Consider the following 20,489-nt stretch of genomic DNA (forward strand, 5'->3'; position numbering starts at 1 on the left):
CGGGTGCGGCGACGCACCCGGCGCTTCCACCCCGCTTCCACCTCGCGTCCGAGCCGCACGGAGGACTGTACGTTGACTGACGCAGAAGCCGTGGACGCCGCCCCGATGATCCGGTACGACCCCGACCGGCCACTCCCGCTGCACCCGCTGGTCTACCTGGCGGACGGCGAGGAGGTGACGGTGGGCAGGCCGGACACCGACTCCTACGGCGGCTTCCCGCCCGACGGCGCCGAACTGGTGCGAAGGCTGGAGCAGGGGGCCACGCCGCGTGAGGTCGCGGCCTGGTACGAGCAGGAGTACCACGAGAGCGTCGACATGGACGACGTGATCGCGGCCCTCCACGAGCTGGACTTCATCCGCTCCTCTGAGGAGCCCGAATCCGCGGCCGCCCCTCTCCGCTGGCGGCGGCTCAGCCGGGCGGTCTTCTCCGTGCCCGCCTGGATCATCTACGGAGCCCTCGTCGCCTGGGCGATGCTCGCGATGGCGTGGCGGCACGACCTGGTGCCCAATTACCGCCACGTCTTCTTCACCGAGTACTACACGATCATCCAGGCCACCCTGTTCGTCGCGGCCATCCCGCAACTGCTGCTGCACGAGAGCTTCCACGCCCTCGCCGGCCGCAGGCTCGGCCTGCGGTCCCGGCTGAGCATCGGGCGAAGGCTCTACTTCATCGTGCTGGAGACCTCCCTGGACGGCCTGGTCGCCGTGCCACGCCGCAAGCGGTACCTGCCGATCGTCGCCGGGATCCTGGCCGACGTGGTCGTCATGGCCGTACTCACCATCGTGGCCGACCTGACCCGCGAGCCCGGAGGCGCGTTCTCCTCCACCGGGAGGTTCTGCCTCGCGTTCGCCTTCGCCATCCTGCTGCGGATCCTGTGGCAGTTCTCGTTCTACCTCCGCACCGACCTGTACGTGCTGATCGTCACCGCGCTCGGTTGCGTCGACCTGCACACCACCGCCAAGCGCATGCTGAGCAACCGGGTGAACCGCCTTCTCGGACGCCGCCACCGGCTGCACGACGAGGCGGACTGGCACCCCGTCGACCGGCGGGTCGCGCGCTGGTACTCCTGGCTGATCGTCGTGGGCTACACGGTGAGCCTGACCACGTTCGTCGCCGCGGTCGTCCCGGTCGTGTACCAGATGTTCACCGGAGTCCTCAGCCGCTTCACCGGCGGCGGCGCCACCTGGGCCGAGTTGCTGGACTCGATCGTCTTCGCCGGCTTCATCCTCGTACAGCTCGCCGTCCTCGGCTGGATGGCGCTCCGGGACCGCTACCGCCGCCGGGAGCAGCGGCTCTACCACGTCATCGCATGAAAGGACGCACCATGGGTGACCACTACTGGATCCGAGCCGCCCGGCGCCACGACCGCGACCTTGTCAGAAGCCGCCTCGACCTGCCGCCCGTCCTCGCCGTGCTCGACGCGCACCGGCGGCTACGCGGCCCGTACACCGCGGTGGGCACTCTGCTGCGCTCGATCGGGCCGGATGTGCTGGAACGCTGCCCGGAGCTCGGGCCCCGGCACAACATCGAGATCCTGACCAGCACCCCCGAGCTGGCCCACGTGGTGCCGGCCGCCTGGACCTCACTGGAGTGGAGCGCGGGCAAGGGGGAACGGACCCGCTTCTACTCGCGACTGCACACGCTGAACATCGCCAACGGCCTGGCCGAGCTGCTGCGCGACTACCTGCGCGCGCTCGGTGACGGGCCTCGGACGCTGGTCGTGGAGAACCTGCACGAGGCGGACCCGACCGACCAGGAGTTCGTCGCCGTCCTGCTCCGCCGAGGCGACCTCGACGGCCTGACCGTGGTGGCCGGCACCGGCCTGGACCCGGTCGCCGACGCGCCGGGCGAGACGACGATCTCACCAGGACGGATACTCGAAACCCACGCCAGGCGGGTCGACGCCCCGGCGACCGAGCCCGCGGGGGAGGTCGCGCCCGGTGGGCACGCGTACGTCGACAGCGACGGGACCAGCGACGACCCTCGGGTACTGGTGGCCTACGAGAGCCTTCCCCGCGAGGAACGCTCCCGGCTGCACGACGAGCGGGCGGCGGAACTGGCCGGTCGGGGAGAGTTCTCCCTCCTGCTGGGCGCGGTCCCCTTCCACGCCGAACGCGGCGGCGACCCCGAGGGCACGGGTCTCGCCGCCCTGCGCAAGGCGCTGGACCACTGCCGGGGGATCGGCCTCTACCAGGCGGCGGCGGACCTCGGGGTGCGCGGGCTGGCGATCGTCGACCGGGCGACCCAGGACGAGCTCTGGTGGTACTTCAACAACGCGACGAGCACCACGCTCGCCTCCCTCGGCCGGGCATCGGAGGCGGAGGCGATCTACAACGAGGCACGGGCGGCCACCTCGGACCCGGTCGCGCACATGGAGCTGGCCTACGGCACCGCGATGCTGTACGCCCGGCACTATCCCGAGGCGCGTCGGGACTACCAGCAGGCCAGGGCGTGGATGAACCTCGCCATCGCCATCGCCTCCCTGCTTGAGGACCCGAAGAAGCGTGCCTTCCACTCGGTGTTCGGCAACAACGGCCTGGCGCTCGTCGAGGTTCGCCAGAACGGTGCCGACGCGGCGCTGCGGCTGCTGGAGAACGGCATGGCCCGGCTCGACCAGGAGCTGGAGCCCGGGGAGCACGTCCTGCACCGGGCGGTGCTGCGCTACAACCGGGCCCAGGTCCTCGGCATGATGGGCCGGCTGGAGGAGTCGCTCGCCGACTACATGGAGGTCGTCGAGCTTGACCCCGACTTCCCCGAGCACCACTTCAACGTGGGCAACATCCTGCGACGGCTCGGGCGCGAGGAGGAGGCCATCGCCGCGTACGAACGGGCGCTGAGCCTGTCGCCGCCGTTCCCCGAGGCGTACTACAACCTGGGCGACGCCCGGCTGGAGCTCGACGACGTGCAGGGAGCGCTCGCCGACTTCGGCTACACCATCGAGCTGGACCCCGCCCACGTGGACGCGCGGGTCAACCGGGCCGGGGTGCTGTGCGAGCTCGGCGACGCCGACGCCGCGTGGCAGGACGTGACGGCGGGGCTGGAACTCGCTCCTGCCAACGCCCACCTGCTGTGCCTGAAGGGCCGGCTGCTCGCCGAGCGTGGCGACGCCGACGCCGCTCGTGAGGCGCTGTCCGCGGCACTCGGTCAGAACCAGAAGCTGTCGGAGGCGTGGGCGCTGCGGGGAGAGCTGGCGTACGAGGCCGGCGACCTGGCAGGGGCCCTCGGCGACCTGGAGCGGGCGGTCGAGCTGAGCGACGCGCCCGCGATCCGGTACAACCGGGCCGTGGTCTACCAGGCGTCCGGCCGCTACGCCGAGGCCATGGAGGACTACGAGAAGGTCCTGGTCGCGACCGGCGACGAGGACGCCAGGGAACGGCTGGACGCCTGCCGCGAGGCCCTCGGTCACGGCTCCGCCTGACGTACGCCGGGCCCCGGAACCCGACGTACGCCGGCCGTGAACCCGTGGAGGGGTGCGATGCCCGACCTGTTCGATCCCGTGCGGCTGGGGCGTCTGTGGCTCCCCAACCGGCTGGTGATGTCGCCGATGACCCGCAGCCGCGCCGACCGGCACGGCGTTCCGGGGCCGGAGGCGGCCGCCTACTACGCGCAGCGGGCGACGGCGGGACTGATCATCACCGAGGGCGTCCAGCCGAGCGTGGCCGGTCAGGGCTATCCCGGCACTCCTGGCCTGCACGCCGACGAGCAGGCCGAGGGGTGGCGTGCGGTGACCAGGGCCGTACACGAGGCGGGCGGAAGGATCTTCGCGCAGCTCATGCACACGGGCCGGATAGGCCACCCGAGCCTGCACGGACTGCGGCCGGTGGCGCCATCACCGGTCAGGGCCGCCGGGCAGGTCTTCACCGCCGACGGCCGGCAGGACCTGCCCACCCCACGCGGGCTCACCGCCACGGAGATCAGGGCGACCATCGCGGACTTCGCCGGTGCCGCCCGGCGAGCGGTCCACGCCGGGTTCGACGGTGTCGAGCTGCATGGAGGGAACGGTTACCTCGTCCACCAGTTCCTCGCACCCGGGACCAACCGCCGTTCCGACGCCTACGGGCGGGACCGTATCCGATTCGCCGTCGAGCTGGCCCGAGCCACGGCCGGGGCGATCGGCGGGGACCGGGTGGGCCTGCGGATCACGCCAGGCAATCCGCTGAACGACATCACCGAGGATGAGGACGACGTCGAGGAGACCTATCCGGCCCTGGTCGACACGCTGGCCCCTGCCGGGCTGGCCTACCTGCACGTGGCAGGGGTGGCGCCTGGCTCGCCGCTCGCCGGGAAGATCCGCGCGAGCTGGCCGGGCACGCTCGTGGTCGTCCCCGGCTCAGGAGGCGACATGCCCGCCGACGGGGGCAGGGCGGAAGGCGAACGGTGGCTGGAGCACGGCGCCGACCTCGTCGCGTTCGGCCGGGCGTTTCTGGCGAACCCCGACCTGGTCGAACGCCTGCGCACCGGCGTCCCGCTGAACCGGCCCGACCCGGCCACCTACTACGGCGGCGGCACCCGGGGCTACACCGACTACACCCCCGCCCCAGTTGCGAGAACCCGGTTCTGACCTGGTACTAGGGCCTCTGGGCGTACTAGAGGGCATCTGGGCCGCGCCGCCGAAGGCGTGAATCTCGCCTTCGGCCACGAGAACGCGCGGCGCGTGATCGAATCAGTGCAGGAACGGGGAGCGAGTGACGTTCCTCCGTTCACGAAGTTGCGCTACCGGAAGGACCTCAACGGCTGACCGACGGGTGCACACGACACCTGCCCGAATGCCCCGGTGAGCCGGGGAGAGGAACGAACCCCGGATCTTCGATCGCCCCCGACCACGATAGACGTCGGCCACCGGTGGTGATCGTCGTGTCTCTGACCTGGGCCTTCGTGTATGGAGCGGGTGGCGGGAAGCGAACCCGTGCTGTCAGCTTGGGATCGGCTAGTGATCTTGCTGGCCTGAGCTGGGAAAATGGGGTGCAGGTCAGGGCTGGTCGAGTGACCGTGAGTGACTGCGGTTCCCCGCCTGTTCTGGCACGCATCTGGCACGTGGGTCATGGCCACTCGACTCGCATGAGATACACCTCGCGTTGTTCCTCCATGACCACGTAGGTCGCGAGACCGCGCTCGCCGAAGGTGTGGGTGAGCATGTTGGCCTTGGGGTTGGCTGGGTTGTACGGTCGGCCACTCCACGGGGCGGTCTCCAGCAGCGTGAACAGTTCGGCGAGCGGACGTAGCGCCTCTTCGGGAACCGCGGCGATCCGGTCCTCGGCGACCGGGTCGAGTATGAGTTGGTACACCTACAGCTCGACTCCGCGAGCGGTGAGGACCTCATGCCATGGCCTTCCCCGGGGGACCGGCTCGCCGGCAAGGATCTGCTCCGCCCTGAGGTGCATCTGGCGGCGTCCTCCGGGGTCTGTCACCGAGTCGCACGCGGAGATCCACCAGCGGTGAACGAAGTCGTTCAGGGCGCCGAGATCCAGACTTACCCGAACCTCATCGAGGACTGCCTTGAGTCCCGCATCGAACGCTTCGCGGTCCTGCGGTACGACCAGGGCGGCGCGGATGGCCCGCAGGTTCTTCTCCGGCATAGACGGGCTGGGTGGTGCGAAGTCCTGTGGCTGCGCTGTCATGCTGGTGTCCCCTCTCCCGTCACAGAGCCTACAGAGCTCAGCTGACAAGGCTGGGGGCTTTGAGAGTGACGGAAGCCAAGAAACCCATGTGGAGCGGGTGACGGGAATCGGACCCGCGCTGTCAGCTTGGGAAGTACATCGATCACAGCACATAGGGCTGCTGACCTGGGCCTGAGGCCGGTCGCGAGTGACCGTGGTCGACCCCTCGTCACCCTGGCTTATGGCCCGCGAATGGCCCGGCGATCACGCGTTCTGCCAGAGTGGCTCCACGGTCGAAGCCTCCCGTCACCATGTCCACCCGTTTCAGGACGGCAGGTTTCCCGCCGAGCTTGGAGCAGTGGTCAACCGCCGGGTCGCAAGTGGCCAGGTCCCGGCCCGCGTGGTGATTCATGACGACGAGGGCGACTGGCTCGTCGGCGATGGCGAGACGGACGGCGATGCCGACAACTCGATCATCCTGCACATCGGCCACCTGGCGGCTCATGACCCGCATGCTAACCGCACGACGATCAACCCTCGGAGCTGGTCTGGGGCGCACCGCGCGGCACGTCGCCCGTCCCTGATCACCCCGTCTGCCGTCGACCCGCCCGAAGGGGAAGCGGGACAGGGGCAGGGGGCAAGGTGGAGCGCCCCCACCGAAGCCTCAGGCCTGGTGCTCACCCTCGCCGCGAGTTACCATCGAATGCATATACTATCGATGGTATGCGCCAGTGGGAGGTCGACCTAGAGCCGGAGGTGGAGTCTTGGCTGGACGGGCTTTCCTTTCCGCTCTACCAGCGGGTTACGCGGAACGTAGACGACTACCTCGTCACTGGCGGCATCCCTGATAGGGATCACGTGAAGAAGCTGAAGGATGCCGAAGGTGTGCACGAACTGCGTGTTGCTCTCGACCGCACGACCTGGCGGTTGACCTTCTGGAAGCCATCCAACAAGGTGATCGTGATACTGACGGTCTTCCGCAAGACCCAGGACGGGACTCAGACAGCCGACATCGACCGAGCGATCGCTGCGAAGAAGCGGTGCGAGACAGAACACGACCTAACCACCACGCACGTGTTCGAGAGGAGCGCATGATGGGTCACAGCCGTTGGGAAACCTACAAGGCGAAGCGTCTGCGCGAGATGGAAGCGGATGCGCAGTCCCACCCCGAATACGAGCAGGCGGGTCGTGACCTGGAGCTCGGAGACCAGTTGCGTGAGATCCGCAAGCGCCGAGGCCTGTCTCAGAAGGTCGTAGCGGAGCGCTCCGGGATGTCCCAACCCGCCCTGTCTCGCATCGAGGGCGGTGGCGGCATCCCGGATATAGCGACACTGCTGCGCCTCGGTATGGCGATGGGGGTTCGGTTCCGCGTCGAGCTCGTCGTCGACGACGACGCTACTGAAATCGAGCCTCTAACGGTGCATCACCGACAGTTCGTGAACGCATAACTTGCGACGGCCGCTTCGAGTCTCAGCCCGCAGGGCTTCCGCTGCTCCTCCGGCAGTGGCGGTCCTCCGCCGCGACAGGCTTGCTCGGGAGTCATCAGCGCTAGGGGCACGAAGGAAGGCCCAGCTCTAGATCGCATTCTTGAGCTGGGCCGTGGTGTTGGAGCGGGTGACGGGAATCGAACCCGCGCTGTCAGCTTGGGAAGCTGATGTTCTGCCATTGAACTACACCCGCGTCGATCAGTGACTGACGACGCACCTACTCTAGCGGAACTTCGGGCGTGTCACCTCCTCCCGGTGAAGATCACGCGTGATCGATGTGGGGGACGGCTGAGGCCTCTTGGAGCGAGAGGTCCTTCGTCGCGCAGGCTGCGTTGGTAGGTTGCTGAGGTGCTGCTATCCGATCGAGACATCTGTGCCGAGATCGAGCTGAGTAGGGTCAAGATCGACCCGTTCGACATGGAGATGATCCAGCCGTCGAGTGTCGATGTGAGGCTCGATCGGTTCTTCCGGGTATTCGAAAATCACCGGTATCCCCACATCGATCCGTCGATCGAGCAGCCCGAGTTGACCAGACTCGTGGAGCCCGACGGAGATGAACCCTTCATCCTGCACCCGGGGGAGTTCGTCCTGGCCTCCACCTATGAGGTGATCGGTCTCCCGGACGACATCGCCGGCAGGCTGGAAGGCAAGTCGAGCCTTGGGCGGCTCGGGCTGCTCACGCACTCGACGGCCGGCTTCATCGATCCGGGCTTCGAGGGGCATGTCACCCTGGAGCTCTCCAACGTGGCCACGCTGCCGATCAAGCTGTGGCCGGGGATGAAGATCGGGCAGCTGTGCATGTTCCGGCTCAGCTCTCCGGCCGAGCATCCCTACGGGAGCCTCAAGTACGGGTCGCGGTACCAAGGGCAGCGCGGGCCGACCCCGAGCCGGTCCTTCCTCAACTTCCACCGCACGCCGATGTGATCGCTGACGGCCCCGGTACTGCTGGGAGCTGACGGCCCTGAGAGGGAGACCCTGTCGAGGATGGGTCCTGGACGAGGGCGTACGGTGAGCGGTGCCCCTTGACGATGTCCGCCAGGGAAGGCGTAGACCAAGAACGTGTAGACCATGGGTAGCGGCGCCGGTGCTGGCCCGGTCCGCCGACCCCTGACTGCTGTGATTGGGGATATGCCGGGACCGGAGGAGTCAGACCACGCGCCCGGCGACATGAGTCGCCCGGTCGGTAACGCGCATAGTCCGCCGGGCGATGCGCAGTCAGGTGACCAAATCTTATGGTTCGGTGGGCGATCAGTGGTCGGGTGACCAACCTTGTAGTGCACTGGGCGACGTAGTCCGGTGGGCCATGGGTGGTCGGGGTTTGTGTGAAACGTGTGGCTCCGGCGTACGGGTTGGGCCACGCGGCCGTCAGACCGGGAACATACGTCGCGGATTTCGCGATGCCTCGGTGTCAACGTACGAACAGAGGGCAGCGCCTAGGGGAAGAGAGGGTTACAAGCAGGAGTGCATGTCACGAACTTCGCATTTCAGCCCGTACCCCTTACTCTTCTCTGCGGACCGTCCCCGCACATCTGGAGAACGACGTGCGCCTGCGTCTCACGCCTCGTGAGGACAGCTATTACGACTTGTTCGCCGACTCGGCGAACAACCTCGTCACCGCATCCCGTCTACTGGTGGAGATCATCAGTGACGGCTCGGACAGGGAAGCCCTGGCCGAGAAGATGCGTGCCTGCGAGCACGCGGGCGACGAGCGTACTCACGCGATCATGAACCGTCTCAACGAGAGCTTCATCACGCCCTTCGACCGCGAGGACATCTATCGTCTCGCGTCGAATCTCGACGACGTGATGGACTACATGGAGGCCGCCGCCGATCTCATCGGCCTCTACCAGATCGACCACCTCCCGAAGGAGGTCGTTCGCCAGGTAGAGGTGCTGGAGCGGGCCGCGGAGCTGACCGCCGACGCCATGCCCCGGCTCCGGTCGATGAGCAACCTCAACGAGTACTGGATCGAGATCAATCGCCTGGAGAACCAGGCCGACCAGGTCTACCGACGCCTGCTCGCCAAGCTCTTCGGTGGTGAGTACGACGCTCTCACCGTCATGAAGATGAAGGAGGTCATCGACCAGCTGGAGATGGCCGCCGACGCCTTCGAGCACGTGGCGAACACGATCGAGTCGATCGCGGTCAAGGAAAGCTAAGTGGAGCTCGCACTTGTCATCGGCGTCATCGCCATAGCCCTGGTCTTCGACTACACCAACGGCTTCCACGACGCCGCGAACGCGATCGCGACCTCGGTCTCGACCCGCGCTCTCACCCCCCGTGCCGCGCTCTTCATGGCGGCCGCGATGAACTTCGTCGGTGCGCACATCAGCACCGAGGTCGCGAGGACGGTCGGCACGGGCATCATCGAGCCGCCGACCGGCTCGCACGGCCTGGTCATCGTGGGTGCCGGCCTGATCGGCGCGATCACGTGGAATCTCATCACGTGGTACTTCGGACTTCCCTCGTCGAGCAGCCACGGGCTGATCGGCGGCCTGGTGGGGTCCGCTCTCGCCGCCTCCAGCACGATCCACTGGAGCGGAGTGGTGGAGAAGGTCGTCATTCCGATGGTCCTCTCCCCGATCGTCGGCTTCCTGCTGGGAGCCATTATCATGATCGCGATCCTCTGGATCTTCCGGCGGGCGAACCCCCACAAGGCGGGTAAGAACTTCCGGTACGCCCAGACGGTGTCCGCCGCGGCCATGGCGCTCGGCCATGGCCTGCAGGACGCCCAGAAGACGATGGGCGTCATCTTCCTGGCGCTCTACACCGGCGGCTACGTGGGGGCCAAGGACCCGATCCCGCAGTGGGTCATCCTCTCCGCGGCGGCCGCGATCTCGCTGGGCACCTACTCGGGTGGCTGGCGCATCATGCGGACGCTGGGACGGCGGATCATCCACCTGACCCCCGCGCAGGGGTTCGCGGCCGAGACGGCGGCCTCCATCGTCCTCTACACGATGGCCATCGCCGCCAAGGCGCCCATCTCCACCACCCACACGATCACCAGCGCGATCATGGGCGTCGGCGCGACCAAGCGACTGTCGGCGGTCCGGTGGGGTGTCGCGGGGAACATCATCACGGCGTGGGTTCTCACGATCCCCGCGGCGGCTCTCGTGGCCGCGCTGTCCTACTTCATCCTCCACTGGATCGTGGAGTAAGCCCCGGCTCCGAGTGGAGCAAGCCCCCGGCTCCGAGTGGAGCAAGCCTCCGGATCAAGGAGTCAGGAGCCGCCCAGCCAGCGCTCGATGTTGTGGATGCGCTGCTCGCATTCCTGCACCTCGCGGACGTTGCCGATGGCCTCGTGCGACAGGCGCAGCGCGCGCAGCGCCTCCATCTGGCCGCTGTGGTTCCCCGTCTCGCGGTGGAGCCGCAGGTTCTCGTCGAGGTCGCGCAGCGCCCCCGCGTGATCACCCCGGTACTGCGAGATCAACCCCAGCGTGTGCCGGCACGCCGCCTGTTCCCGCAGGTCACCCGCCTCCTTGACGATCTCCAGCGCTTCCCTGGCGTACTTCTCGGCCGCGTCGGGGCGGTCCAGGGCGAGGAAGATCCGCGCCAGGTTGTTGATGGCCGACCCCTCGTACTGCCGGTCGCCCGTCTCGCGAATCGCCCGGATGGCCTGCACGGCCTTGTCCAGAGCCTGCTCCGGCCTCCCCATGCGCAGCATGATGCGCGCCATCGTGTCCAGGCCGACCCCCATGCCGTCCCCGTGCCGCTCCCGGATGGACAGCGACGTCTCGGCGGCACGGAGGGCGTCCTGCTGGAGCCCGAGCCGCGCGTACGTCCGTGCGAGGCCGCCGAGGGTGCGCGCCTCGCCCGTCGGGACGTCCAGCTCCCTCCACAGCTTCAGCGCCTGCAGGCCGTGCTGGAGGGCGTCCTCGTAGCGGGCCAGCCGCCGCATGGTCCTGGAGAGGTTCTCCAGGTCCTGCGCCTCCCCCGCCCGGTCGGCGATCTCCCTGCGGATCTCCAGCGCGAGGTTGAGGTGCTCGCGCGACTCGGCGTACCGCCCGAGCTTGAAGTACACGACGCCGATGGCCGCCCGCGCCTCCGCCTCGCCCCGCTTGTGGCCGATCTCGTGCGCGAGCCGTACGGCGCGCCAGAGGCGGGACAGGGCTTCGGCGTGGGCGCCTTCGTCGCGCAGGAGCTTGCCGAGGATGGTGAGGGTCTCGCCCTCGCCGTGCCGGTCGCCGGTGGCCCGGGAGATGCGCATCGCCTGCTCGGCGTCGCGGCGGGCCAGGTCGCGCAGGCCGAGCTGCCGGTGGATGCGCGCCAGCTCGCGGTACGGGTCGGCGGACTGCGGCTCGTCGCCGAGGTCGAGGCGCATGGCCAGGTCGATACGGAGCGACAGGGCTTGCAGCGCCCGGACGACGGCTTCGCGGGGCGCGCCCCAGAAGTAGTGCAGGCGGGCCAGGTTGAGCAGCGTCTCCGCTTCGCCGGCGCCATCCTTGATCGCCCTCCGGATGCTCAGCGCCCGCAGCGCGTGGTCCTCCGCGCTGACGTACTCGCCGAGCCTGCGCAGGTTCTGCGAGATCGTGTCGAGCGCCTCGGCCTCGCCCGCCTTGTTGTCGGCCAGGCGGTGCAGGCGCAGCGACTCCTCGGAGTGCTCGATGGCCAGGCGGTAGCGCCCGAGCACGCCGCGCACGTCGGCCAGGTTGTCCAGGGCGTTGGCCTCCCCGAGGCTGTCCCCGAGCCGCCGGAACCCCCATCGCGCGTCCTCGCCGTAGCTGAGCGCCTTGACGTTCTGGCCGATGCTGCGGTGGGCGATCGCGAGGTGGTGCAGCATCTGGGCGGTGGCGGGCCACTCGTCCACGGCCTGGGCAGATGCGAGCCCGGCCTTGTGCACGTCGATGACGTCCCTGATGTAGCCGCGGGAGGTCATGAAGTCGTACACCGCGTCCGCGAGGTTGAAGGCATAGGGGTGCAGCCCGTGCCTGGCTGCCTGGTGGGCGGCGGCGACCACGTTCCTGCGCTCGCTCTCGAACCAGGTGAAGTGCCGCTCGCGATCGGCGTCCGAGGTGGCGGGCGGCGAGACGGCGCGGTCGTGCAGGACGCGCCTCGGACGTCCGAGGGCGTCCCCGGCTCGCATGGCGGTGGCGAGATAGTGGGTCAGCAGGCGCCGGACGGCTCCTGTGCGCTCGGCCTCGCTGTCCTCCAGCAGCACGCGCTCCTTGGCGAAGACTCGCAGCAGGTCGTGCACCATGAACCGATCGGCTTCTCCGGTGTCACGCTTGCGGGCGACCAGATGCAGGCGGTCGAGCGCCCGCAGGCGGCGGAGGGTCTCGGGCACCGCCTCGTCCAGCAGCGCCGCGCAGGACTCGGCGCCGACGTCCGGGCCGGTCGTCAGGCCGAGGTAGCGGAAGGTGCGCCGAAGGTCCGGCGGGAGCGCCCGGTAGGACACCTCGAAGGCCGGCCGTACGGCCGCGCGTGGCTCGTCGTCCTGCGCCAGCTTGGACAGCCGGTCCTGGCCGTCCAGGTCGCGTACGGTGTCGGCGATCTGCTCGGCGGGGTTTTCCACCAGCTTGGCGGCGGTGATCCGCAGGGCCAGCGGCAGCATGGCGCACTGCCGTACGAGCCGGGTGGCGTCCGAGGGGTTCTCGCGGACCCGGGAGTCCCCGGGGCCGAGGACGGCGGCCATCAGCTGGACGGCCTCCTCCTCCGCCATGACGTCCAGCGCCAGCGGCTCGACGCCGTCGGCGCGGGTGAGGCCCGGTTGCCCGGCAAGCCTGGCCTGGGTGGTGACCAGCAGCAGGCACCGGTTGGAGGGCGGGATGAGGGGCCGGATCAGCTCGGGGTTCTCGCCCGCGTTCTCCACCACGATCAGCAGCCGCCGGTCGGCGAGCCGGCGCTGGTAGGCGGCCACGAGCTCGTTCTCGTCCACCGGCATCTGGTGCCCGCTGACGCCGAGGCCGCGCAGGAGCTGCCCGACGGCCTCGGCGGTCGTCAGCGGCCGGTTGGGCGCGCCGTGCAGGTCGAGGTAGAGCTGGCCGCCGCTGAAGTGCTCGTCCTTCACCGACTGGCCCCAGTAGGTCGCGAGGGCCGACTTGCCGACCCCGGCCATGCCTTCGACGATGACCGCACGCGGGCGGTTCGCCGCCGTGACCAGGGTGTTCAGGGCGTGGATGGCGGCGCTCCTGCCGGTGAAGCAGGGCACCACCGGGGGGAGCTGCGCAGGGCCGGCACCGGTCACGGGGATCCTGATCGCGGGGACCTGCCGCTTGGCGGCCGTCCTGCCGGGGGTCCCGTTGGACAGGAAGGGGGCCGAGTCCCACTCGGCCGCCCACGGCCCGGCGGCGGCGCGCAGGGCGTCCATGTCCTTCACCCGGATCGTCGATCCGTGCTGCTCGATGAGGTCGGCGTGCGGGTGGGCACAGGTGGCGCGGGAGCCCCTGGGCCGCCACACGTGGAACGCGCGGGCAACGGCGACGCGGTCGACCCCGGCGAAGCTCGCCAGGTCGGTCTGCGTGAGCGGCGGGCCGATCACCACGCCGGTGCCGGACGGGCGTCCGAAGCGCAGGGCCAGCTCGATCAGATGGAGGGCGATCCTGGCGGGCGCGCGTACGCCGGGGCCGGGGGCGCGACGCCGGGCGACGAGCACGCGGCGGTGGCCGAGGCTCTTCATCAGCGCGGCGCCGGCGGACAGCTCCTCGGCCAGGAAGTTCACGAACCTGTCCTTGGGCACCTGCAGTGCCCGCACGGCGGTCAGGGTCTCGATGCGCCCCCGGTGCGGCCAGTCCCAGAGGGCGAGCTCGCCCTCCAGGTGCCCGGGGCCGAAGATCTCGATGAGGGATTCGTCGCCGTCGGCCGAGCCGTACACCTCCTTGGCGTAGCCGTCGAGCAGGACGGTGACGCTGTCGGGCAGGGCGTCGCGGTCGCCGAGGGTCTCGCGGGGGGCGAACTCCCTGACCCAGCCGATGGCGTGCAGGGACTCGCGTTCGATCTGGCCGAGGAGGGACCAGAACGTGCCGGGTCCGCCGGGGTTGAAGTTGGTCACGTCATGCCTCGCTGTGCTTGTCGGCGGCGGGGCGGGCACGCGCCGGGGTACGCGCGCGCTTTCAGCGTGACGGTCCACTCGGAGACCGGGTGTGTCAATTGACACACCCGGGACGGGCTCACTCGTGGCGGTACATGGCGTCCACGTCCCACTGGGTGAAACCGAGGGACTCGTAGAGGCGGATGGCGGAGGGGTTGTCCTCGTCGACGTAGAGCATGACCTGGGCGAGCCCGCGTGACCGCAGGTGCTCCAGGCCTGCCAGGGTCAGCGCCCGGCCGAGGCCGCTGCCCTGCTCCGCGGGGTCGACCCCCACGACGTACACCTCGCCGATCGCCTGGTGCCCGTGGGGGGCACCTGGGTCGTCGTCGCCGTGCACCTTGGTCCAGTGGAAGCCCGCGAGCTTCAGCGGGTCCCCGGAGCGGATGGCCAGGAAGAAGCCGGCCGGGTCGAACCACGGTTCCCGCTCGCGGAGCAGGAGATCGTCCATGGTCCAGGAGCCCTGCTCGGGATGGTGGGCGAAGGCGCGCGCGTTCAGCGCCAGCCACGCCTCCTCGTCGGCACCGGGCTCGAACGCGCGCAGCCGTACCCCCTCGGGCGGTTTCGCGGCGGGAAGCGGTTCGAGCAGCGAGCGGCGCATCCGCCAGAGGGAGCGCACCCGGGCGAAGCCCGTGGAGGCGGCCAGCCGGGCGGCCTCCGGGTGGTCGCCGTGCGCCCACAGGCGCAGCCGCCCGCCGCTCTCGGCGAGCGCCGCCTCGAGGAGCCGCCGGCCGAGGCCGCGCCGGCGGTGGGACGGGTGCACGACCAGCTCGCCGCTCGGACCCTCAACCTCGTCGGCCGGGTCGACGTGCGCGAAGCCCGCCAGCGTGTCATCCTCGTAGAGCAGGATGGCCCTCGCCCGGGGGCCGCCGCCGTGGCGCAGGTGAAGCATCACCTGTTCGTTCAGGGGCCGGATCGAGTCCGCTTCGGTGGCTGCGTCGACCAAGGCGGCCACGGTGGCCACCTCCTGGTCGCCGAGCCGTTCCCGGATGTCCACGCGCACGCTCATGCAGGAACTCTAATCTGGCAGAAAACGCCATCAAGTCGTGGGGCATATCGTTACCTCTGGTTCGTTTTATGCTGCTGTTACCTCTCTAACCTCGATGGTTATGACCTCACGATCGTTCACGCGGGTCGCGGTCGCCGGCATAGTGGCGGCCACCGGCCTCGCCCTCGCCGCCGGCCCCGCGTCCGCGCACCCGAAACCTCCGAAGCCTCCTGTGACGGTGCCGGTGCGGCTCGTCTCCATCAACGACTTCCACGGCAACCTGGAGCCCCCGACCGGTTCGAGTGGCGCGATCGTCAACGAGAGCGGGACGTCCGTGCCCGCCGGCGGCGCCGCCTACCTGGCGACCCACATCAAGTCGCTGGTCAACGAGGACACCGCCGTCGTGGCGGCCGGCGACCTGATCGGCGCCTCGCCGCTGATCTCCGCCGCGTACCACGACGAGCCGACCGTCGAGCTGCTCGGCAAGCTCGGCCTTGACGTCTCCTCCGTGGGCAACCACGAGTTCGACGAGGGCCTCACCGAGCTCAAGCGCATCCAGAACGGCGGCTGCCACCCCGTCGACGGCTGCTCTCCGGCCGGGAAGTGGAAGGGCGCCAAGTACGAGTACCTCGCGGCCAACGTTCTCAAGGAGAACAACGACCGGTACGCGCTCCCGCCGGTCGCCATCAAGAAGGTCAACGGCGTCAAGGTCGGCTTCATCGGCCTGGTCACGCAGACCACGCCCACGATCGTGACCGCCTCCGGCATCGCCGGCCTGAAGTTCGACGAGGAGGTCGCGTCGGGCAACCGGGCGGCCAACCTCCTGCGGCACGCGGGCGTCAAGGCCATCGTGGCCCTCGTCCACGAGGGTGACCAGATCACCCCGAACCAGAGCCCGGACGCCTGCCCGGTCACCCCGGGTGCCGGCACCCGCATCGCCCAGGGCCTCAGCTCGGACGTCGACCTGGTGATCATGGGCCACTCGCACCAGGCCTACATCTGCAAGACCAAGGACCCCTCCGGCCAGGACCGCGTCTACACCCAGGGCTCGTCGTTCGGCCGCGTGCTGACCACGGTCGACTTCCAGGTGGACAAGAAGACGGGCGACGTCGTCCGCTCCTCGGTCGTCGCCGACAACCACGTCGTCACCCGCGACGTCACGCCGGACCCGGCGATCTCGACGTTCGTCCAGACCTGGAAGGACAGGGTCGCGACGGTCGCCAACAAGCCGATCGGCAAGATCACGGCCGACATCGGACGCGCGGCCGGGCCCTCTGGTGAGACCACGCTCGGCGACCTGATCGCCGACGCGCAGCTGGAGAGCACGAAGACCGGCGGCAACGCCGAGATCGCGCTGATGAACCCGGGCGGTGTCCGCGCCGACCTGTCCTACGCCCAGAGCGGCTCCGAGGGCGACGGCGTGGTGACGTACGGCGAGGCCTTCACCGTGCAGCCGTTCAACAACCTCATGCAGGTCGTGACGCTGAGCGGGGCCAAGCTCGACGCACTGCTGGAGCAGCAGTGGCAGAACGGAGGCGCGACCGTGCGCATCCTGCAGCCGTCGGCGTCCCTGACGTACACGATGGACCGGTCGCAGCCGATCGGCTCGCGGGTCTCGGACATCAAGATCAACGGGACCCCGGTCACGGACGCCCAGCAGATCAGGGTCGCCGCCAACAACTTCCTCGTCGGCGGCGGCGACGGCTTCTCCGTCTTCAAGGACGGCACCGACCTGTGGAGCGGGCCGCTGGACATCGACGCGTTCGTCGCCTACCTCGGCGCGCACTCGCCGATCGCGCCGCCGGCCGTCAACCGCATCACCGTCGCCGGCTAGGCGTCACCTGAGAAACGGGGCTCGCTCTTCCGCGCCGGGCGTGGGAGCGGGCCCCTTCTCGCGGTGTCAGTGGTGGGCGGGGGCGGGCTCGCGGTCCTCGACCTGCTCGCCGCCGCGGTCGGGAACGAAGCGGTACCCGACGTTGCGGACGGTGCCGATCAGGGACTCGTACTCGGCGCCGAGCTTGGCGCGCAGCCGGCGCACGTGCACGTCGACGGTGCGGGTGCCGCCGAAGTAGTCGTATCCCCAGACCTCCTGCAGCAGCTGGGCGCGGGTGAAGACCCGTCCCGGGTGCTGCGCGAGGTACTTGAGGAGCTCGAACTCCTTGAAGGTCAGGTCAAGGGCGCGAGTGCGGAGCCGGGCGGTGTAGGTGGCCTCGTCGATCGAGAGATCGCCGCTGCGGATCTCGTCCGGCACCTCCTCGGTCGCGGCGATCGAGAGCCTGCCGACGGCGAGCCTGAGCCGGGCCTCGACCTCCGCCGGACCCGCCGTGTCGAGGAGAACGTCGTCGGCTCCCCACTCGGCGGTCATCGCGGCCAGGCCGCCTTCGGTGACGATCACCATCAGCGGGCAGTCGATGCCGGTGGTGCGAAGGAGGCGGCAGAGGCTCTTGGCGTGCACGAGCTCCCTTCGCGCGTCGACCAGCACGGCGTCGGCGGGTGGTGCGTCGATGAGCGCGGACGCCTCCGCGGGAGCGACCCGAACCGAGTGGAGCAGCAGCCCAAGTGCGGGCAGCACCTCCGCTGAGGGCTCCAGAGCATTGGTGAGCAGGAGCAGGTTACTCACAGCACCTCCTAATCCAGAGGCTGACCGGGGGGTGAGGCGACACAGCTTCGCTCACGCACCGCATCCGCCTCCTCCCCGCATTGTGACGGCGCCAGCCGTACAAACACGTAAAGGACCCGGGGGCTACGTCGCCCAGGTCCCGTCAGTACGTGAGGATAGCCCACAGGAAAGGCGCGTCCATAGTGCGTCAATCAGGTGAACGGTCCATCACGCGGGAAATAACCGTAACCATTCCCTCGCGGTGAGTGATTGACACTTGTGCGCTACTCATGAGTAAACGACAGAGGTGGCTGATGGCAAGGGGTACGGTGCGCTACTGGGCGGCGGCCAAGGATGCGGCCGGAGTCGCCGAGGAACCGTTCGAGGCGGTCACGCTTGGTGATCTCGTGGCAAAAATCACACTAAAATATGAAAATCCGGACCTAGCGCGCGTTCTTGGACTTTCTTCCTTCCTGGTGAACGGGAGCCCGGCGGGCACGCGCGACCCCCACGCGGTCGAGATCCCAGAGGGGGCGACCGTGGAAGTGCTCCCGCCCTTCGCCGGGGGCTGAGCGGGCTGCTGAGCATCGCGGACGAATGCCTGCTTGATACGCGTTTCGGTGGTATTGCCCGGGGGAGTAGGGCGGCGCGGATACTGTCATCACAGGCGTACCCCCTGAAGGAGTCGGATGCGCAAGCTGATCGTGTTCCTCATCTTGCTCGGCGTCCTCCTGGTCGTGGTCGACCGTGTGGCCGTGGCCGGAGTGCAGAGCGAGGTCTCCCGCCAGGTGGCGGCTCAGTACGACCTGGCCACGCCGCCCAAGGTCGAGGTGCACGGCATCCCCTTCCTCACCCAGGCGGTCGCCGGGCGCTACGAGGAGATCACCGTCGCGATGGGGCCGATGACGACCCCCGACGGCGCGAAGATCTCCCGCATCGACGCGGTCCTGCACGGGGTGAACGCCCCGCTCATGGACCTCATCCAGGACTCCGCCAAGGCCGACATCCGCGCCGAGAGGGTCACCGGCACGGTGGTGATCTCGCGGCAGACCCTGGACGCCCGCGCGCCGCGCGGCCTCAAGGTGCAGGGCAACGGCGACGACACCCTGAACGTCACGGGCAAGCTCACGGTGGCCGGCATCTCCATCCCCGTCACGGCGAAGATGAAGATCGAGGTCGTCAAGGGCGGCGTGCGGCTGACCCCCGAGAACGTCAACGGCATCCAGGTGCCGAACGCCAGCCAGGCCCTCAGCTTCACCGTGCCCATCAAGGACCTGCCGCTCAACCTCAAGATCGAGAAGGTGCGCACCACCCCGGAGGGCCTGGCGGTCGAGGGCTCGGCGACGGACGTGCCGTTGCGTGGCTGAACCGGATCCCGCCGCCGTACGTCATGAGAATGTGAGCCCCGCCGGAACCGCCGACGAGCAGTTGATACGAACTCTCTTCGATCAGCACGCGGGGTCACTATACGGTTACGTGTTGCGATTGACGGGCGATCCGGGCAAGGCGGAGGACGTGGTACAGGAGACGCTGTTGCGGGCGTGGAAGCACCCCGACGTGCTGACCGACCGCCCGGTCAGGGCGTGGCTGTTCACCGTCGCCCGCAACCTGGTCGTCGACCATCACCGTGCCCGCAAGTCCCGGCCGCAGGAGACCACGGACGAGGCCCTCGCCGTGATCCCCGCCGACGACGAGCTGGAGCGCGCGGTGGAGTCCTGGGGAGTCGCCGACGCCATCGCGGACCTGCGGCCGGAGCACCGCGAGGTCTTACTGGAGACCTACTACCGGGGCCGGTCGGTGAAGGAGGCCGCGGAGGTGCTGGGCATCCCGGCCGGCACGGTCAAGTCGCGCACTTACTACGCGCTTCGCGCGTTGAAGCTCGCGCTGGAGGAGCGGGGGCTCGCGCCATGAGCGCCTGTGAGGACGTACGGATGTCGCTCGGCGCGTACATGCTGGGCGCGCTGGACGCGGACGAGATGGTCCAGGTCGAGGCCCATCTGGCGACATGTCCGGACTGTCGTGCCGAGCTGGACGAGATCAGCGGGCTCAGCGCGCTCCTCGCCCGGGTCTCCGAGGAGGACATCGAGCAGGCGGCCAGCCCGCCGCACGCCGTCCTCGACCGCCTGATCTCGGCGTCTGCCAGGCGGCACCGGGTGAACAGGGTGGTGTTCGGCCTCGCGGCCTCCCTGGTCGCGGTCGTCCTCGGCGGTTCGGCCTGGCTGGCGTTGGGGCAGCCGCGGGACGCCACCACGACGGCCGCCGGCGCTCCCGCCGCCAGCAGCGCCCACGGGAGCGCCTCCCAGCGCGTCGAGGACGACTCCGCGCGCGGCGAGCTCTTCGCGGCGAGCCCGGAACCATCGATCATGCTCAAGGACGAACCGTCGCCGTCCCCCGTCTCCGCGCGGGGCGGCAACGGCCGCATACACGCCGAGCTGACCCTGACGCCGGGAGACAAGGGCACGACCGTCGAGGTCGTCCTCTCCGGCGTCCCCACCGGTACGTCCTGCCGGGTGACCGCGGTCGGGACCGACGGCACCCAGTCCCCTGCGGGCAGCTGGACGATCGACGCCGCCGACTACCGGAGCGGGCCTGCCACGTTCACCGGGAGCACCGAGCTGACGATCGACCGGATCCGGGGGTTCGACATCCGCGCCTCCTCGGGCAAGCGTCTGGTGTGGGTCAAGGCGCCGTAGTCCCGCGGGTGGGAATGGTGGCCGGGTGACAGATGTTGTCGCTGGCGATGACAGGCCTGCTGGTGCTCTGCGTGACGCTGGCCGCCGGTCTCGTCGCCGG

Annotated in this window: 19 protein-coding genes and 1 tRNA gene; 13 read left to right on the plus strand and 7 right to left on the minus strand. The window is 69.3% G+C overall.

What is annotated here, in order from left to right; translation table 11 throughout:
* Positions 1 to 72 precede the first annotated feature (72 nt).
* The 3 genes from AB0O34_RS11205 to AB0O34_RS11215 are packed head-to-tail and all read left to right on the plus strand — an operon-like array spanning position 73 to position 4,562.
* Complete coding sequence (locus tag AB0O34_RS11205; RefSeq protein WP_363915120.1) at positions 73 to 1,314, plus strand: hypothetical protein; 1,242 nt, start codon at positions 73 to 75, stop codon at positions 1,312 to 1,314.
* Positions 1,315 to 1,325: 11 nt separating this feature from the next.
* The gene (locus AB0O34_RS11210; protein ID WP_363915122.1) at positions 1,326 to 3,419 is read left to right on the plus strand and encodes a tetratricopeptide repeat protein; all 2,094 of its coding nucleotides are present in this window, start codon (positions 1,326 to 1,328) and stop codon (positions 3,417 to 3,419) included.
* 57 nt (positions 3,420 to 3,476) lie between these two features.
* Positions 3,477 to 4,562, plus strand: coding sequence for an alkene reductase (locus tag AB0O34_RS11215; RefSeq protein WP_363915124.1), 1,086 nt, complete (start codon positions 3,477 to 3,479; stop codon positions 4,560 to 4,562).
* A gap of 478 nt (positions 4,563 to 5,040) precedes the next feature.
* Here the strand turns inward: AB0O34_RS11215 and AB0O34_RS11220 are convergent, their stop codons facing one another.
* From AB0O34_RS11220 to AB0O34_RS11230, 3 genes are all read right to left on the minus strand, one after another.
* Positions 5,041 to 5,286, minus strand: a complete 246-nt coding sequence (locus AB0O34_RS11220) for a hypothetical protein (RefSeq protein ID WP_363915126.1) — start codon at positions 5,284 to 5,286, stop codon at positions 5,041 to 5,043.
* A complete protein-coding gene (locus tag AB0O34_RS11225; protein ID WP_363915128.1) occupies positions 5,287 to 5,619 on the minus strand; it encodes a DUF6247 family protein in 333 nt (110 codons plus the stop codon). It abuts the gene before it with no gap.
* Positions 5,620 to 5,827: 208 nt separating this feature from the next.
* Positions 5,828 to 6,103, minus strand: a complete 276-nt coding sequence (locus AB0O34_RS11230) for a hypothetical protein (RefSeq protein ID WP_363915129.1) — start codon at positions 6,101 to 6,103, stop codon at positions 5,828 to 5,830.
* A 218-nt stretch (positions 6,104 to 6,321) separates the two neighbouring features.
* On the opposite strand from AB0O34_RS11230, the gene AB0O34_RS11235 reads away from it, so the two are divergent.
* Positions 6,322 to 6,693, plus strand: coding sequence for a type II toxin-antitoxin system RelE/ParE family toxin (locus AB0O34_RS11235; RefSeq protein ID WP_363915131.1), 372 nt, complete (start codon positions 6,322 to 6,324; stop codon positions 6,691 to 6,693).
* Positions 6,690 to 7,046 (plus strand): helix-turn-helix transcriptional regulator, encoded by a 357-nt coding sequence (locus AB0O34_RS11240; RefSeq protein ID WP_363915133.1) that lies wholly within the window; start codon positions 6,690 to 6,692, stop codon positions 7,044 to 7,046. The genes AB0O34_RS11235 and AB0O34_RS11240 overlap by 4 nt, the downstream gene beginning before the upstream one ends.
* A 158-nt stretch (positions 7,047 to 7,204) precedes the next feature.
* Here the strand turns inward: AB0O34_RS11240 and AB0O34_RS11245 are convergent.
* Positions 7,205 to 7,278 (minus strand) — tRNA-Gly (locus AB0O34_RS11245).
* A 155-nt stretch (positions 7,279 to 7,433) separates the two neighbouring features.
* Here AB0O34_RS11245 and dcd point away from each other — a divergent pair.
* From dcd to AB0O34_RS11260, 3 genes are all read left to right on the plus strand, one after another.
* Positions 7,434 to 8,009, plus strand: a complete 576-nt coding sequence (dcd, locus tag AB0O34_RS11250; protein ID WP_363915135.1) for a dCTP deaminase — start codon at positions 7,434 to 7,436, stop codon at positions 8,007 to 8,009.
* 617 nt (positions 8,010 to 8,626) lie between these two features.
* Entirely contained in the window at positions 8,627 to 9,244 is a 618-nt protein-coding gene (locus AB0O34_RS11255; RefSeq protein ID WP_363915137.1) for a DUF47 family protein, read from the plus strand.
* Positions 9,245 to 10,243: an inorganic phosphate transporter gene (locus tag AB0O34_RS11260; protein WP_363915139.1), complete on the plus strand. Its 999-nt coding sequence runs from the start codon at positions 9,245 to 9,247 to the stop codon at positions 10,241 to 10,243.
* 62 nt (positions 10,244 to 10,305) lie between these two features.
* On the opposite strand, the gene AB0O34_RS11265 is transcribed toward AB0O34_RS11260, so the two are convergent.
* The gene (locus AB0O34_RS11265; RefSeq protein ID WP_363915141.1) at positions 10,306 to 14,073 is read right to left on the minus strand and encodes a tetratricopeptide repeat protein; all 3,768 of its coding nucleotides are present in this window, start codon (positions 14,071 to 14,073) and stop codon (positions 10,306 to 10,308) included.
* Positions 14,074 to 14,191: 118 nt separating this feature from the next.
* Complete coding sequence (gene mshD / locus AB0O34_RS11270) at positions 14,192 to 15,118, minus strand: mycothiol synthase (RefSeq protein ID WP_363915143.1); 927 nt, start codon at positions 15,116 to 15,118, stop codon at positions 14,192 to 14,194.
* Positions 15,119 to 15,218: 100 nt separating this feature from the next.
* Here mshD and AB0O34_RS11275 point away from each other — a divergent pair, with 100 nt between their 5' ends.
* Complete coding sequence (locus AB0O34_RS11275; protein WP_363915145.1) at positions 15,219 to 16,931, plus strand: bifunctional metallophosphatase/5'-nucleotidase; 1,713 nt, start codon at positions 15,219 to 15,221, stop codon at positions 16,929 to 16,931.
* 66 nt (positions 16,932 to 16,997) lie between these two features.
* Here AB0O34_RS11275 and AB0O34_RS11280 read toward each other — a convergent pair whose 3' ends face one another.
* Complete coding sequence (locus AB0O34_RS11280) at positions 16,998 to 17,717, minus strand: response regulator transcription factor (protein ID WP_363915147.1); 720 nt, start codon at positions 17,715 to 17,717, stop codon at positions 16,998 to 17,000.
* A gap of 293 nt (positions 17,718 to 18,010) precedes the next feature.
* Between AB0O34_RS11280 and AB0O34_RS11285 the strand changes: the two genes are divergently transcribed.
* The 4 genes from AB0O34_RS11285 (at position 18,011) to AB0O34_RS11300 (ending at position 20,389) form a co-directional block, all read left to right on the plus strand.
* Positions 18,011 to 18,268, plus strand: coding sequence for a MoaD/ThiS family protein (locus tag AB0O34_RS11285; protein ID WP_363915149.1), 258 nt, complete (start codon positions 18,011 to 18,013; stop codon positions 18,266 to 18,268).
* A 117-nt stretch (positions 18,269 to 18,385) separates the two neighbouring features.
* On the plus strand, positions 18,386 to 19,063 hold the full coding sequence (locus AB0O34_RS11290) for a DUF2993 domain-containing protein (protein WP_363915151.1): 678 nt from the start codon (positions 18,386 to 18,388) through the stop codon (positions 19,061 to 19,063).
* 31 nt (positions 19,064 to 19,094) lie between these two features.
* Positions 19,095 to 19,607, plus strand: a complete 513-nt coding sequence (locus tag AB0O34_RS11295; protein ID WP_363915268.1) for a sigma-70 family RNA polymerase sigma factor — start codon at positions 19,095 to 19,097, stop codon at positions 19,605 to 19,607.
* Complete coding sequence (locus tag AB0O34_RS11300) at positions 19,604 to 20,389, plus strand: zf-HC2 domain-containing protein (protein ID WP_363915153.1); 786 nt, start codon at positions 19,604 to 19,606, stop codon at positions 20,387 to 20,389. The genes AB0O34_RS11295 and AB0O34_RS11300 overlap by 4 nt, the downstream gene beginning before the upstream one ends.
* Positions 20,390 to 20,489: the final 100 nt, after the last annotated feature.

The organism is Sphaerisporangium sp. NPDC088356 (genome assembly GCF_040685555.1).
Lineage (GTDB): Bacteria > Actinomycetota > Actinomycetes > Streptosporangiales > Streptosporangiaceae > Sphaerisporangium.

Bases quoted from the DNA above. Each gene is read 5' to 3' on its own strand.
- AB0O34_RS11230 (WP_363915129.1), bottom strand. From the start codon at position 6,103: ATGAGCCGCCAGGTGGCCGATGTGCAGGATGATCGAGTTGTCGGCATC.
- mshD (WP_363915143.1), bottom strand. From the start codon at position 15,118: ATGAGCGTGCGCGTGGACATCCGGGAACGGCTCGGCGACCAGGAGGTG.
- AB0O34_RS11225 (WP_363915128.1), bottom strand. From the start codon at position 5,619: ATGACAGCGCAGCCACAGGACTTCGCACCACCCAGCCCGTCTATGCCG.
- AB0O34_RS11285 (WP_363915149.1), top strand. From the start codon at position 18,011: ATGGCAAGGGGTACGGTGCGCTACTGGGCGGCGGCCAAGGATGCGGCC.
- AB0O34_RS11290 (WP_363915151.1), top strand. From the start codon at position 18,386: ATGCGCAAGCTGATCGTGTTCCTCATCTTGCTCGGCGTCCTCCTGGTC.
- AB0O34_RS11210 (WP_363915122.1), top strand. From the start codon at position 1,326: ATGGGTGACCACTACTGGATCCGAGCCGCCCGGCGCCACGACCGCGAC.
- AB0O34_RS11275 (WP_363915145.1), top strand. From the start codon at position 15,219: ATGACCTCACGATCGTTCACGCGGGTCGCGGTCGCCGGCATAGTGGCG.
- AB0O34_RS11240 (WP_363915133.1), top strand. From the start codon at position 6,690: ATGATGGGTCACAGCCGTTGGGAAACCTACAAGGCGAAGCGTCTGCGC.
- AB0O34_RS11215 (WP_363915124.1), top strand. From the start codon at position 3,477: ATGCCCGACCTGTTCGATCCCGTGCGGCTGGGGCGTCTGTGGCTCCCC.
- AB0O34_RS11300 (WP_363915153.1), top strand. From the start codon at position 19,604: ATGAGCGCCTGTGAGGACGTACGGATGTCGCTCGGCGCGTACATGCTG.
- AB0O34_RS11235 (WP_363915131.1), top strand. From the start codon at position 6,322: ATGCGCCAGTGGGAGGTCGACCTAGAGCCGGAGGTGGAGTCTTGGCTG.